We start from the raw sequence: 14,901 nt of genomic DNA, 5'->3' as shown, positions 1-14,901 counted from the left end.
CTCAGCGCTTTTCGAGTTTGTCCGGCAACGGCGCAAACAGCGCTTCAATATCATCACTCTGCAACTTCCAGTCCCCTGTCTTGCGTCCATCCAGAACGCCGGCGGCGAGGTCGGATTTTTCTTTCTGCAGATGCTGAATCTTCTCCTCGACGGTCCCCCGGGCAATCATCTTGTAGACGAATACCGGCTTCTCCTGACCGATACGGTATGCCCGGTCAGTTGCCTGATTCTCCGTCGCCGGGTTCCACCATGGATCGTAGTGAATGACCGTATCCGCTTCGGTCAGGTTCAAACCAACACCACCGGCCTTCAAACTGATGAGAAAAATCTGACGCTTGCCGCTCTGAAAGTCTTTCACCGGTGCGCGTCGGTCGCGTGTCTGCCCGGTCAGTAGTGCGTACTCAACGCCACGTTTCGTTAGCTCGACCTCGATGAGCGCCAACATCGACGTGAACTGCGAGAACAACAGAATCCGCCGACCCTCCTCGAACAACTCCTCAAGCATTTCCATCAAGCTGTCGAGCTTGCCCGATGTGCTGCCGCGAGTCGGCAGGACGGCATCGTTAACCAGGCGCAAATCACAGCACACCTGACGCAGTTTCAATAGCGCCTCTAGAATGATGATCTGGCTGCGCGCCACGCCTTTGCGGGTGATCTCGTCGCGGACTTTCTTGTCCATCGACAGGCGCATGGTTTCGTACACGTCGCGCTGCGCTTCGTTGAGTTCGACCCAGTGAATGATTTCAGTCTTCGGCGGCAATTCCGTCGCGACCTGTTCCTTGGTCCTACGCAGCAGAAACGGTTTGATCCGACCGTTGAGGTGTTGAAGTCTGACTTCACTGGCGCGCTTTTCAATCGGCACACGGTAATCGCGGTTGAAGCTTTTCACATCGCCAAGCCAGCCCGGCAGCAGGAAGTGAAACAGCGACCACAACTCACCCAGGTGGTTTTCCAGCGGCGTACCACTGAGGCACAAACGTTGACGCGCATTCAGTTCGCGCGCCGCCTGCGCCGCCTTGCTGTTGGGGTTTTTGATGTACTGCGCTTCATCCAGCACCAGCACATGCAAAGGCTGCGCGGCGAGGCGTTCGACGTCCTTGGGCAGCAGCGCATAGGTGGTCAGGATCAGGTCGTAGTCGGCCATATTATCGAAGTGTTTTTTGCGACTGGCGCCGTACAGCGCCAGCACTTTGAGTTGCGGCGTGAAGTGCGCTGCTTCGTCGAGCCAGTTCGGAATCAGGCTGGTGGGCATCACCACCATGCACGGCCGATCGAGGCGTCCAGCCGCTTTCTCAGTGAGAACATGCGCCAGGGTTTGTAGGGTTTTACCCAGGCCCATGTCGTCCGCGAGAATCCCGCCGACCTCCAGTTGCCGCAGTGATTGCATCCAGCTCAAGCCTTCGAGCTGATAGGGGCGAAGGGTTGCGTTCAAGCCTTCAGGTGCGGTTGCGGTGTGGTCCTTGATGTCGCGTAAACGCTGGGCAAAGGTGCGGATCTGTTCGCCACCTTCCCAGAGCAGCGGCAAGTCTTCCAGCGGATTCAGGCGCGTCGCGTCGGCCTTGCTCAGCCGTAGCGTGGTTTCGCCAGGTTCCTGCAGATAGAACTCGCCGAGCGTCGCCAGCACCGGCTTCAAGCGGCCGAAGGGCAGGGCGACTTGCAGCGGGCCGTACTCGGAGTTCGGGCGATTGGGGATGTTCACCAGGATCAGCTCATCGTCGCGACGTCGGGCGAGGCGTTCCGGATTGAGAATTTCAGTGTGCGAGCGCATCAGGTTCAACAGGATCGGCAGCAAACTCAGGCGCTCGCCGTTGACGATGATCCCCAGTTCCAGATCAAACCAGTCGCGCTCCGGCACCTGCTCGACGGTGGCGTACCAGTCGTCCACGGCGGTCAGGTCGAAACCGAAGTCTTCGTCGATTTGCAGCTCCCAGCCCTGGGTGCGCAGCTTGGGTATTTCATTGAGGGTGAACGTCAGCCAGGCGCTGTCGTTGACCATCTCGTAGAGTTCGCCGGCACTTTCCGGCAAGGCTTTGCTTTGTCGGGTGGCAATCTTGAAGCCGAGGATTCGTAACTGTTCCCTGTAGGTCTGTTCGACATCCGGGTGACGTTTTATCCGCAGCGTCTGGGTTTCCTGGCGAATCAGAATGTCGGCGTTCTTTTGTCCGCAAACGTATTCATCCAGATAGCTAAAAGACAATGCCGCACGATGCTGAATGTAGCGCTGCATCTTGCCGTTGCGCGGTTCGAAGGCGCTGAACTCGATGCTCGCCAGCCACAAGCGCGGCACCGGTTGAACGTTATCCACAAGCACTTGCGGCGGTGCTTTAGGGCCGCGGTTTTCCAGTACGGCCTGAAGTTTTTCCAGCAGATCGGCATCTTGCGCAGCCGCGGGGTAGGCCAGTGTTTCTTGCACCTTTAGCAACACCGCTGCGCAATGTTTGCAGTTGCTGTGAACCGGGCAGGTGCAGGTCGCGTCAACCATCAGCAAGGTGGCTTTGGCTGACTCACGCAGGCGAATGGTCTGACGGTAAACATTACCGCCCGAGCCTTCGCACGCAGCGGTGATCGTAGCGTCACCGACCTCGACGATCCTGACGCGGTTCTCCAGCGCGTAGCGACGGCCACGCTCCAGGCTTTGTTCCTTGAATCGGCTGACCCAGGAAGGTGCCAGGGGTTTGCTCAGGGGCGAGGGCATAGCAATCAGTCCGGAATTTCTTCGGGGACTGGCCGAGGAGCAGGGGCGGTGAGCGAGGTGATCTTGATCAACAGGCCGAGGTGGCCGTTGTCGAGGAAGTTCAGCTCGCCGTTCTTGGTATGGCTTTCTTGCTTGAGGCGTTCGCTGGCGGTGACTGTGCCGTTGCCATCGATCTGGTTGACCCAGAAATCGGCGTCGACGTCGGTGAAGCGGCCCAGCTTCAGGTTCAAGGTGCCCTCAATCGGGAACTGACCGTATTGTTCCTTGCCGTCGCTGATCGCGATTTTGCTGTCTTGTTCGCCGAGGGTTTGTTGCCAGGCCTTGTGCAGTAACACAGTGTAGTCAGCGCTGGCGGTGAGTTTTTCCACTTCGCCATTCAGGCTCGGCGTGCGCAGGCTGTCTTTGCTGATGGGCTGCGCGCCGGCGGCCCAGTCTTCCGGTGCCGCGCGGCTGACGATGGCGGGCACGGCGTTTTGCCGGACCAGAATCATTTCAATCTGATACAGATCATCGGCAAACGCCGTGGGTGCGATCAGCGTTAACAGCAGGGGCAATGAGCGAAACAGGCGCATGCGGCGTCCTTCAAGCAGTTTTCGGGATAAGGAGCTCAAGCAGCGCCTCTACAGTATTAAAGCGTTCTTCCGAACGCTCCATCGGCACCATGAATTTAAACATCGTGGCGCCTTCGAATTTATAGCGTTTGGGCTGGCCCTGAATCAGTTTGATCAGTGTCAGCGGGTCGACCGGCGTCTGTGCCGCAAACTCGATGCGGCCACCTTGCGGGCCGCCGTCGACTTTCTTGATGCCCAGCAATTCAGCCTGCAACTTCAGCGCCGTGATGCGGATCAGGTTCTTGGTCGGCTCTGGTAGCAGGCCGAAACGGTCGATCATTTCTACTTGCAGGTCTTTGAGGCCGTCTTCATCGGTGGCCGAAGCGATGCGTTTGTAGAGAATCAATCGAGCGTGAACGTCTGGCAAATAGTCTTCGGGAATCAACGCCGGTACGCGCAGGTTGACTTCCGGACCACCGCCCAGCGGCTGATCAAGGTTCGGCTGCTCGCCCTTGCGGATCGACTTCACCGCGCGCTCGAGCATTTCCATGTACAGCGTAAAGCCAACCGCCTGGATCTGCCCACTCTGACCATCGCCCAACAGCTCGCCGGCGCCACGGATTTCCAGGTCGTTGGTCGCCAGTACGAAGCCTGCACCGAGGTCCTGGGTGTTGGCGATCGCTTCCAGGCGCTTTTCCGCATCCGGGGTGATTTGCTGGCGCGGCGGTGTCAGCAGGTACGCATAAGCCTGGTGGTGACTGCGACCGACACGGCCGCGCAACTGGTGTAGCTGCGCCAGGCCGAACTTGTCGGCACGCTCGATGATGATGGTGTTGGCGCTCGGCACGTCGATGCCGGTCTCGATGATGGTCGAGGCGATCAGCACGTTGAAGCGCTTGTGGTAGAAGTCGCTCATCACCTGTTCGAGTTCACGCTCGCGCATCTGCCCGTGGCCAATGCCGATCCGTGCTTCCGGCACCAGTTCGGCGAGGTCGGCGGCGCATTTCTCGATGGTCTTCACGTCGTTGTGCAGGTAGTAAACCTGGCCACCACGCAGCAACTCACGCAGCAGGGCCTCTTTAACCGTGCTCTTGTTCTGCTCCATGACGAAGGTCCGCACCGACAGGCGACGGGCCGGCGGGGTGGCGATAATCGACAAGTCGCGCATGCCCGACACTGCCATGTTCAGCGTGCGCGGAATTGGCGTGGCAGTCAGGGTGAGAATGTCGACTTCACTGCGCAGCGCCTTGAGCTGTTCCTTCTGACGGACACCAAAACGGTGCTCTTCGTCGATGATCACCAGCCCGAGGTTTTTGATCTTCACGTCGTCTTGCAGCAACTTGTGCGTGCCGATCACGATGTCGATCTTGCCTTCGGCCAGGTCCGCGACGGCGGCGTTCACTTCCTTGGTCGACTTGAAGCGGCTCATCACTTCCACGGACACCGGCCAGTCGGCAAAGCGGTCGCGGAAGCTGTTGTAGTGTTGCTGGGCGAGCAGGGTGGTTGGCACCAGAATTGCCACCTGACGACCGCCATGCACCGCGATGAAGGCTGCGCGCATCGCTACTTCGGTCTTGCCGAAACCGACATCGCCGCAGACCAGTCGGTCCATCGGCTTCGGCGCGAGCATGTCGCCGCGTACCGCATCGATGGTGGTTTGCTGGTCCGGGGTTTCTTCGAACGGGAACCCGGCGCTGAACGTCGCGTAGTCAGCTTTTGGATCTTCGAAGGCATAGCCTTCGCGGGCGGCGCGACGGGCATAAATGTCGAGCAATTCTGCGGCGACGTCGCGCACCTGTTCGGCGGCTTTGCGTTTGGCTTTTTGCCAGGTTTCGGAACCGAGGCGGTGCAACGGGGCCAAGGCATCGTCGCTGCCGGTGTATCGCGCGATCAGGTGCAGGTTGGCCACCGGCACGTACAGCTTGGCGCCTTCGGCGTATTGCAGCGTGAGGAATTCGGCGGCTTGATCGTCGATTTCCAGTGTCGCCAACCCGAGGTAGCGACCGACGCCGTGATCGATGTGCACCACCGGCGCGCCTTCGCGCAATTCGGTGAGGTTCTTGATGACTGCATCGTTGTTGGCGTCGGCACGTTTTTCGCGGCGACGACGCTGCATCACGCGTTGACCAAACAACGGGCTTTCGGCCACCAGCGCCAAGGCCGGATTATCGAGTACCAGGCCTTCATCGAGCGGGGCGATGGTGATCGCCAGACGCTCCTTGCTCGCGACGAAGTCTGGCCAGCTGTCGACGGTTTTCGGTCGCAGCTTCAAGCGTTCGAGCAATTCCAGCAGCACTTCGCGACGACCCGCTGACTCGGCGGTGAACAGCACGCGACCGGGGAATTCGTCGAGGAAACCCGCCAGCGCTGCCAGTGGCTGAGTGGCCTTGGCTTCGATGGCCAGGTTCGGCAATTCCCGCGCAGGGAAACGTTCGCGGCCGACACCTGTTTCCACGTCCTGTTGGCTGGCAACCACACGCGGCCAGCTTTTCAGGCGGGCAAAGCAATCTTCCACCGGCAGGAACAACTCGGCAGGCGGCAATAAAGGACGGGACGGGTCGACGCGGCGTTCTTCATAACGATTGCGCACGTCATTCCAGAAATTCTCCGCCGCCTGCTCGATGCCCGGCAGGGAAAACACTTGCGTGTCCTGCGGCAGGTAATCGAACAACGTGGAGGTTTCGTCGAAGAACAGCGGCAGGTAGTACTCGATACCGGCCGGTGTAATCCCGCTGCTCAGATCCTGAAAGATCGGGCAGCGGCGGAAGTCGACATCAAAGCGCTCACGGAAGCGTGCCTTGAAGCGGGTGACCGCATCTTTTTGCAGCGGAAACTCACGCGCAGGCAATAGTCGGACGGTGTCGACCTTGTCGATGGAGCGCTGGTTTTCCGGATCGAATGTACGCAGCGTCTCGATTTCGTCATCGAACAGGTCGATCCGGAAGGGTAGTTTGCTGCCCGTCGGGAACAGATCGATCAGCGAGCCGCGCACAGTGAACTCGCCATGCTCGTACACCGTGTCGACGTAGCGATAGCCGCTGGCCTCAAGCCGGGTGCGCATTTGTTCGACGTCGAGCTTCTGGCCAACATCCAGCACCAGGCTGCTGCCCAGCAGGAACTTGGTCGGGGCCAGGCGATGCAGGGCCGTGGTGATCGGCACCACCAGAACGCCATGACTCAGCTCCGGCAACCTGTAAAGGGCTGCGATGCGCTGGGAAATAATGTCCTGGTGCGGCGAAAACAGATCGTAGGGCAGGGTTTCCCAGTCCGGGAAGTGCAACACGGGCAAATCCGGGGCGAAGAAACTCAGCTCCTGCTCAAGCCGTTCGGCACTTTGGCTGTCGGCGGTCAGCAGCAGGGTAAAGCGCTTGGCAGCGCTGGCAGCCTCGGCGATGGCCAGGCTGAGGGCGGCACCGGGCAGGTTGCCCCAGTGCTGTTTACCTGCCGCGGCAGGGAGAAGCGGTAGACGCAGAACGGGCACGGAAGGTTGAGCTCCAAGCGTTGCGACAAAGTCGGTAATTGTAGCGGTCCCGGGTGCCGCCTGTCAGTTGCAGACTGTGTCTATTACGTAGGGTTGGCGAAATGTAGTGGTAAAGACAAAATCTGCCGGTTTTTTACTGAAAATTGCTGAATATGTAGTGGCAAAACCACTCGGTGTTACGGAGGGTTACGGACAAGATTGCGTTGTCTCCAAAAAATTGACTGCGCTGCAAGGCCCGGTTTTATTGGGCTTTAGCGGGGCGTAATTTTTTTGAACAGGAAATTGTTACGGATCGCACGACAAGCGCGCATTGCTACGGGAGGGAGTCGGCGGCATAATGTAGCCCCTTTTTTCTGCCCCTACATGTGGAAGGTTCCCGTGACTCAGAAGCCCGACCAGTGTCTTGGTGAATGGATCGACCGTGAAGCACTCGCAGAAGCGATGATTCCGCTTATCGGTCAGCTCTACCGCAATAACAACGTGGTGAGCTCGATCTATGGCCGCAGCCTGATCAACCGTTCAGTCATTGCGATTCTCAAAGCTCACCGCTTTGCTCGTCATCGTCAGTCCGATGACAGCGAATTGTCCGTCCACGAAACATTCCCGCTGCTCAAGGCGATGAGCGAGCTCAAGCTCGGCGCCGCTTCGGTAGACCTGGGCAAGCTTGCGGTCAAGTTCAAGGCCGAAGGCAAAGGTCGTACTGCCGAGCAGTTCGTCCGTGAAGAACTGGCTGACGTGGTTGGTCAGCAGAACGTTGCCGCTCGTAAAGGCACCGACGTTGTCCTGTACGGCTTCGGTCGTATCGGCCGTCTGCTGGCGCGCATCCTGATCGAGAAAACCGGTGGTGGCGATGGCCTGCGTCTGCGCGCCATCGTTGTCCGCAAGGGCGCCGAGAACGATCTGGTCAAGCGTGCAAGCCTGCTGCGTCGTGACTCGGTTCATGGTCCGTTCGATGGCACCATCACCATTGATGAAGCCAACAGCACCATCACCGCCAACGGCAACCTGATCCAGGTTATCTACGCGAAAAACCCGACTGAGGTGGATTACACCCAGTACGGCATCAAAGACGCGCTGCTGGTGGACAACACCGGTGTATGGCGTGACGCCGATGGCCTGGGCCAACACCTGGCTTGCCCGGGTATCGACCGCGTTGTTCTGACCGCGCCGGGTAAAGGCAAGCTGAAGAACATCGTTCACGGCATCAACCACGGTGAAATCACCGCTGACGACAAGATCGTTTCCGCCGCTTCCTGCACCACCAACGCCATCGTGCCGGTGCTGAAAGCTGTGAACGACAAGTTCGGCATCATTAATGGTCACGTTGAAACCGTTCACTCGTACACCAACGACCAGAACCTGATCGACAACTTCCACAAAGGCGATCGCCGTGGCCGTAGCGCCGCGCTGAACATGGTAATCACCGAGACCGGTGCTGCCACTGCTGCTGCCAAGGCATTGCCTGAGCTGGCTGGCAAGTTGACCGGTAACGCGATCCGCGTTCCGACGCCAAACGTGTCGATGGCCATTCTCAACCTGAACCTTGAGAAAGCCGCCACCCGCGAAGAGATGAACGAGTACCTGCGCTACATGGCGCTGCACTCCGATCTGCATAAGCAAATCGACTACGTCAACTCGCAGGAAGTGGTTTCCACCGACTTCGTTGGCTCGCGCCACGCAGGCGTTGTGGACGCTGAAGCGACCATCAGTCAAGACAACCGCGTTGTTCTGTACGTTTGGTACGACAACGAATTCGGTTACAGCTGCCAGGTGGTACGCGTGATGGAAGACATGGCTGGTGTAAACCCGCCAGCATTCCCGCGCTAAGCGTTAGCTACACATGAAAACGCCCCGACTTTGGTCGGGGCGTTTTTTTTTGTGCATGATTTCGGGTTGCTCCAGCCGGCCTCATCGCGAGCAGGCTCGCTCCCGCAATGGTTTGTGTGAACTCTATCAAAACCTGTGGGAGCGAGCCTGCTCGCGAAGGCGTCAGAAAACATAGCATTGAAGCTGGCTGTCACACCCGGCTCTTCCCGGATTTCTATCGCATAATGGCTGGCCTGGCGTTGTGTCAGGAATTGGCTTGGGGAGCGTAGGAATTGTTGGAAAGGTGGCAGGGTGTTTTCTTTGTGCTGTTCGGAGCCTTGGCCGGCTGCGGCAACAGCGACTCCATGGAAAGCTTCAGCGGCCCCACCATGGGCAGCACTTATTCGATCAAATATGTGCGCCACGCAGGCCTTCCCGCCTCGAAAGACGTCCGGGCCGAGGTCGAAAAAATTCTCGCCGGCGTCGATCAACAAATGTCGACCTACCGCAGTGACTCGGACATCGAACGCTTCAATGATCTCCCTGCCAATCACTGTCAGAAAATGCCTGAACCAGTCCTCGGATTGATCCGCGTTGGTGAACAGCTTTCAGAGCAAAGCGAAGGGTCCTACGACCTGACGGTAGAACCTCTGCTCAACCTGTGGGGGTTCGGCCCGCAGGCGCGTGAGGAAAAAGTCCCGACTGCTGAAGCGCTAGCCGAAGTGCGGCAGCGAGTCGGTTACCAGCATCTGAGCATCGACCACGATCAGTTGTGCAAGGATGCCGCCGTCGAAGTCGACTTCAATAGCATCGCCGCCGGTTATGCAGTCGACACCATTGCCGCAAAACTCGACGCCATGGGCATTCACAATTACCTCGCCGAAGCCACGGGAGAGCTCAAGGCCGCAGGCAAAAAACTTGACGGTTCACCTTGGCGTATTGCCCTCGAAGAACCCCGGGATGATCAGCAAGTTGCGCAAAAAGTTATCGCGGTCGACGGCTATGGCGTTTCCACCTCCGGCGACTATCGTAACTATTTTCAGCAGGACGGAAGGCGTTATTCCCACACCTTCGATGCCCGCACCGGTGCGCCGGTCCTACACACCCTGGCGTCAGTCACGGTGATTCATCCTTCAGCGCTGATGGCCGATGGACTATCGACGCTGTTGCTGATTCTCGGCCCTGAACGGGGTTGGGACTATGCCCAGGCGCATGACATCGGTGCATTCTTTGTGATTCGTGCCGATACAGGTTTCGTCACACGAACCAATCAGGCTTTTGAACGCCTCAGTGGCGGTAAAACCGAGTGATGACAGCGATTCAAGCGTTAAAGACTGGCGTTGTAGTGCAGGCAAAACTAGCCTACGACGCGACCAAGGGTTAATGTGCGCGGCGTTGACGCTTCTATAGACTGTGTCCGGGCTCTGCATTGGCCCCAAATTGTTCCTTCACGCCACAGATCGGCGTGATTTAGCCGCAGGGTGCCGATGGCGCCGCGGCCTGTTCTGAGGAGTACGCATGGCTGTCTACAACTACGACGTGGTGGTGCTGGGTTCCGGCCCGGCGGGAGAAGGTGCGGCAATGAACGCCGCCAAAGCAGGGCGCAAGGTGGCGATGGTCGATAGCCGTCGCCAGGTCGGCGGCAACTGCACTCACTTGGGTACCATCCCGTCCAAGGCACTGCGTCACTCGGTCCGGCAGATCATGCAGTTCAACACCAACCCGATGTTCCGGGCCATTGGTGAGCCGCGCTGGTTCTCGTTCCCGGACGTACTGAAAAGCGCCGAGAAAGTCATTTCCAAACAAGTCGCTTCGCGCACTGGCTACTACGCCCGTAACCGTGTCGACGTGTTCTTCGGCACCGGCAGCTTCGCCGACGAGCAAACCATCGAAGTGGTCTGCGCCAACGGTGTGGTTGAAAAGCTTGTCGCCAAGCACATCATCATCGCCACCGGCTCGCGTCCTTATCGCCCGGCGGACATCGATTTCCACCACCCGCGTATCTACGATAGCGACACCATTCTCAGCCTCGGCCACACCCCGCGCAAACTCATCGTTTACGGCGCTGGCGTGATCGGTTGCGAGTACGCCTCGATCTTCAGTGGTCTGGGTGTTCTGGTTGAGCTGGTGGATAACCGCGGTCAGTTGCTGAGCTTCCTCGACTCGGAAATTTCCCAGGCGTTGAGCTACCACTTCAGCAACAACAACATCACGGTCCGCCACAACGAAGACTACGACCGTGTCGAAGGCGTGGACAACGGTGTGATCCTGCACCTCAAGTCTGGCAAGAAGATCAAGGCCGACGCCTTGCTCTGGTGCAACGGTCGTACCGGTAACACCGATCAGTTGGGTCTGGAAAACATCGGCGTGAAGGTCAACAGCCGTGGTCAGATCGAAGTGGACGAAGCCTACCGCACCTGCGTACCGAACATTTACGGCGCCGGTGACGTGATTGGCTGGCCGAGCCTGGCGAGTGCCGCACATGACCAGGGTCGTTCGGCCGCTGGCAGTATCATCGAAAACGGTAGCTGGCGTTTTGTGAATGACGTTCCGACTGGTATCTACACCATTCCGGAGATCAGCTCGATCGGCAAGAACGAGCAGGAGCTGACTCAGGCCAAGGTGCCGTACGAAGTGGGCAAGGCGTTCTTCAAGGGCATGGCGCGCGCGCAGATTGCCGGCGAGCCGCAAGGCATGCTGAAGATCCTGTTCCACCGCGAAACCCTGGAAGTGCTGGGCGTTCACTGCTTCGGTTATCAGGCGTCGGAGATCGTGCACATCGGTCAGGCGATCATGAACCAGCCGGGCGAACTGAACACGCTGAAGTATTTCGTCAACACGACGTTCAACTACCCGACCATGGCCGAAGCCTATCGGGTAGCAGCGTACGATGGCCTCAACCGGCTTTTTTGAGCGGCTCCGGCCGGTGGCCTGAGCCGGCCGGGGAGACCGATTTCAGCAACTCTCGAGCGTGGCGCTGGCCAAACCGGGAAAGTCTGTAATCAGGCTGTCAACGCCGAAGTCGGCGAGTCTGCGCATTAGCGCGGGCTCGTTGACTGTCCACACCGACACATGCAGCCCTTGACGCTGCGCCTTCTGCAGGCGTTCCGGCGTACACAGGGTCCAGTTCAGCGCCAGAATCTCACAGCCATAGCTTTGCGCGACCTTCAGCGGGTCAAGCCAGGCGTACTCGGCCACCAATCCGCGAGACACGTCCGGCACTAGGTCCAGTGCGGCTTTGAGCACTTCGCGTGAACTTGAGGTGATCGTGACCTTGTCGAGCAGGCCGAAATGCTGAGCCATTTCACGAATCGCCAGCACGGTCGTGGCAGCGCGGGTGCGTGAGGCGCTTTTGACTTCCAGTTGCCAGTGATCGAAGTCGCACTTCTCGAACAATTCTTCCAGCGTCGGGATCGGGCAGGGTTTGATCCAGCCTGGGCCGCCGTTGCGCGCGTCATAAGTCACCAGTTCCGCCGCCGTATGCTCGACGACCTTGCCACGCCGGTCGGTGGTGCGCTTGAGTGTCGTGTCGTGGATGACCATCAACTCGTTGTCCATGGACAGGTGCAGGTCCAGCTCGCAACGGCGAATACCGTGCTTGAGGCATTGCTGAAAGCTGGTCAGGGTGTTTTCCGGTGCTTCGCCCTTGGCGCCGCGATGGCCGTAGATGAGGGTCACGGTTCTTCCTTAAATTAAATGCTTGATTCGTTTTCACGGGCCAGTCGTCGTTCCTGGGCCTGCTTCTGCAAAATGTAACGGGCCAGCAACTGCCGCTGAGCATCGGTCGGGCGTTCGAACTCGGTGCCGACATCAAAGCTGCCAGCCTTGCGGTCGCAATGGATGACACGGGCTCGCAGCAACAGGCCGAGGGCTTGCGGCATCAGCACCAGCTTGACCGACAGGTGCGTGCCCACGGCGATAGGCGTCGGATGAAGGAACTCAATGCCGCCTTCGGAAATAACCACCGGCTGAGGCTCGCCGATCTGCCCAAGCACAGTGATTGCGATCACCTGGCTCAGTAAATCGATGCGTTTGTTCTGGGATTTCAAGAACGCCGCGAGGTTGCGGTCGCGCTCACTGATCTGGCGTAACAGGTGTTGCGACTCGAATTCGCTCAGGTGCAGCTCGCTAAGCAAATTGAACAATGGAGAAGCATCCTGCAACACTTCCTGGCCAGCGGCCTCGGGAGCTGACAGGGTCCGAATTTCCAGTGCGATCGTGTCCTCGATACGGTAGTATTCGCGGCGATCTTCTTCATCTAATGTCGACATGGCGAACCCATGGTAGCGGCGGTGGTCTGAGTGTAAAGCTGGTTATCGACCCCCGCCACAAGGACGTTCCTTTTCCCTCCGAACAAGCCCCGACATGTTCAGACCTCTCTTCGTATTTATTGGCACGCGTTATACCCGTGCAAAGCGTCGCAATCATTTTGTGTCGTTCATTTCCCTGACCTCGATGATCGGACTCGCCCTTGGCGTGGTGGTGATGATTGTCGTGCTGTCGGTCATGAACGGCTTCGATCATGAGATGCGCACCCGCGTGCTGGGCATGGTGCCCCACGCGACCATCGAGTCCGGTGAGCCGATCAGTGACTGGCAAAGCCTGGCCGCGAAGGTCAAGAAGAACTCGCAAGTGACGGCCGTAGCGCCGTTCACTCAGATGCAGGGTTTGCTGACCAACAACGGCAAAGTCTCCAAAGTCCTGCTCAATGCCATCGATCCTGCGCTGGAGCGTAACGTCTCGATCATTGATAACTTCATGCAGCAGGGCAAACTCGACGATCTGGTCCCGGGTGAGTTCGGCATCGTCATCGGCGACAAGGCCGCGGCCAAGCTCGGCGCCGCCATCGGCGACAAGCTGACGTTTGTTGCGCCTGAAGTCACCGTGACCCCGGCCGGCATGTTCCCGCGTATGAAACGCTTTACCGTGGTCGGCATCTTCCATGTCGGCGCCGGTGAGCTGGACGGTTATCTGGGCATCACCAACTTGCAGGATCTGGCCAGGCTGCACCGCTGGAAACCGGATCAGGTGCAGGGCATTCGCCTGAAGTTCGACGACCTGTTCCAGGCGCCGCGCACCGCGTGGAGCATCGCCCAGCAGCTCGGTGAAGACCATTTCTATGCCCGCGACTGGACGCGCACCCATGGCAATCTGTATCAGGCGATCCGCATGGAAAAAGCCATGATCGGTCTGCTGTTGTTGCTGATCGTCGCCGTTGCCGCGTTCAACATCATTTCCACACTGGTGATGGTGGTGAACGACAAGAAGGGCGACATCGCGATATTGCGCACATTGGGCGCCACGCCGCGCACGATCATGGCGATCTTCATGGTGCAGGGCACCGTCATCGGGGTGGTCGGGACGCTGATTGGCGCCGTGGTCGGGATCTTCGCCGCGTTGAACGTCAGCGCCGCGATCTCGGCCCTCGAAGGCCTGATCGGCCACAAATTCCTCAATGCGGATGTGTACTTCATCGATTACCTGCCGTCGCAAGTGCAGAGCCAGGACGTCTTGATGGTCTGCGGCGCCGCGTTGGTCCTGAGTTTCCTCGCCACCCTGTATCCAGCCTGGCGTGCCGCACGCACCCAGCCGGCGGAGGCGCTACGTTATGAGTGAGTCGGGCATGAGTGATAAAGCAATCTTGAGCTGCCGCAACCTGGGCAAATCCTACGAGGAAGGCCCTGAGTCGGTGGAGGTCCTGGTCGGTCTGCAACTGGAACTGCATCCGGGTGAGCGCGTGGCGATTGTCGGCAAGTCGGGTTCCGGCAAAAGCACCTTGCTCAATATGCTGGGCGGGCTTGATACACCGACCAAGGGCAGCGTCTGGCTCGACGGTGAAGAACTCTCGGCGTTGAGCGAGAAAAATCGCGGCCTGCTGCGTAACCGCGCCCTCGGGTTCGTGTACCAGTTCCACCACTTGCTGCCGGAATTCACCGCGCTGGAAAACGTCTGCATGCCGCTGCTGATTGGCAAAACTGCGATCCCGCAAGCGCGTCAGCGTGCGACGGCGTTGCTGGAGCGGGTAGGGCTGGGGCATCGTCTGGAACACAAACCGGCCGAATTGTCCGGTGGTGAACGCCAGCGTGTGGCTATCGCTCGTGCCCTGGTGAACAATCCAGGGCTGGTGATGCTCGATGAGCCGACCGGCAACCTCGACTCCCACACCGCCCAAGGCATTCAGGATTTGATGCTGGAACTCAGCACGTCGATGCGCACCGCGTTCCTGGTGGTGACCCACGACATGAACCTGGCCCGCCAGATGGACCGCGTCCTGCATTTGCAGGAAGGTTGCCTGACACCCATCTGATTGAGCAAAACCCGACGTACCAGACGGTACGCCGGGTCTTTTATTTTTATACGGTGCCCCA

General features: G+C 58.9%; 10 protein-coding genes. 5 read left to right on the top strand and 5 right to left on the bottom strand.

The window, feature by feature from the left end:
• Position 1: 1 nt before the first annotated feature.
• The 3 genes from AC1DWM_RS20235 to mfd are packed head-to-tail and all read right to left on the bottom strand — an operon-like array spanning position 2 to position 6,727.
• The gene (locus AC1DWM_RS20235; RefSeq protein ID WP_477795971.1) at positions 2-2,695 is read right to left on the bottom strand and encodes an SNF2-related protein; all 2,694 of its coding nucleotides are present in this window, start codon (positions 2,693-2,695) and stop codon (positions 2-4) included.
• Positions 2,696-2,700: 5 nt separating this feature from the next.
• The gene (locus AC1DWM_RS20230) at positions 2,701-3,267 is read right to left on the bottom strand and encodes a CsiV family protein (protein ID WP_223511667.1); all 567 of its coding nucleotides are present in this window, start codon (positions 3,265-3,267) and stop codon (positions 2,701-2,703) included.
• Between the two features lie 10 nt (positions 3,268-3,277).
• Positions 3,278-6,727: a transcription-repair coupling factor gene (mfd, locus tag AC1DWM_RS20225; RefSeq protein WP_477795970.1), complete on the bottom strand. Its 3,450-nt coding sequence runs from the start codon at positions 6,725-6,727 to the stop codon at positions 3,278-3,280.
• A gap of 363 nt (positions 6,728-7,090) precedes the next feature.
• Between mfd and AC1DWM_RS20220 the strand changes: the two genes are divergently transcribed.
• The 3 genes from AC1DWM_RS20220 (at position 7,091) to sthA (ending at position 11,446) form a co-directional block, all read left to right on the top strand.
• Positions 7,091-8,554, top strand: coding sequence for a glyceraldehyde-3-phosphate dehydrogenase (locus AC1DWM_RS20220; RefSeq protein ID WP_223511665.1), 1,464 nt, complete (start codon positions 7,091-7,093; stop codon positions 8,552-8,554).
• A gap of 272 nt (positions 8,555-8,826) precedes the next feature.
• Positions 8,827-9,843, top strand: a complete 1,017-nt coding sequence (locus tag AC1DWM_RS20215; RefSeq protein WP_223511664.1) for an FAD:protein FMN transferase — start codon at positions 8,827-8,829, stop codon at positions 9,841-9,843.
• Between the two features lie 208 nt (positions 9,844-10,051).
• Positions 10,052-11,446 carry a Si-specific NAD(P)(+) transhydrogenase gene (gene sthA, locus AC1DWM_RS20210; protein ID WP_223511662.1) on the top strand — a complete coding sequence of 465 codons (1,395 nt, stop codon included), beginning with the start codon at positions 10,052-10,054 and terminating at the stop codon, positions 11,444-11,446.
• Positions 11,447-11,488: 42 nt separating this feature from the next.
• Here sthA and AC1DWM_RS20205 read toward each other — a convergent pair whose 3' ends face one another.
• Both AC1DWM_RS20205 and AC1DWM_RS20200 read right to left on the bottom strand, forming a co-directional pair.
• Positions 11,489-12,211, bottom strand: a complete 723-nt coding sequence (locus AC1DWM_RS20205) for a glycerophosphodiester phosphodiesterase (RefSeq protein WP_223511661.1) — start codon at positions 12,209-12,211, stop codon at positions 11,489-11,491.
• A gap of 14 nt (positions 12,212-12,225) precedes the next feature.
• A complete protein-coding gene (locus tag AC1DWM_RS20200) occupies positions 12,226-12,804 on the bottom strand; it encodes a PilZ domain-containing protein (protein ID WP_223511660.1) in 579 nt (192 codons plus the stop codon).
• 94 nt (positions 12,805-12,898) lie between these two features.
• Between AC1DWM_RS20200 and AC1DWM_RS20195 the strand changes: the two genes are divergently transcribed.
• Together AC1DWM_RS20195 and lolD are read left to right on the top strand one after the other, a co-directional pair.
• Positions 12,899-14,149 (top strand): lipoprotein-releasing ABC transporter permease subunit, encoded by a 1,251-nt coding sequence (locus AC1DWM_RS20195; RefSeq protein WP_223511659.1) that lies wholly within the window; start codon positions 12,899-12,901, stop codon positions 14,147-14,149.
• Positions 14,150-14,156: 7 nt separating this feature from the next.
• On the top strand, positions 14,157-14,840 hold the full coding sequence (gene lolD, locus AC1DWM_RS20190) for a lipoprotein-releasing ABC transporter ATP-binding protein LolD (RefSeq protein WP_223511658.1): 684 nt from the start codon (positions 14,157-14,159) through the stop codon (positions 14,838-14,840).
• The last annotated feature ends 61 nt before the right edge of the window (positions 14,841-14,901 follow it).

The organism is Pseudomonas sp. P4_C8 (assembly GCF_056401975.1).
Note: the sequence above shows the minus strand (reverse complement) of the source record. Positions and strands in the feature narration are given on the sequence as shown.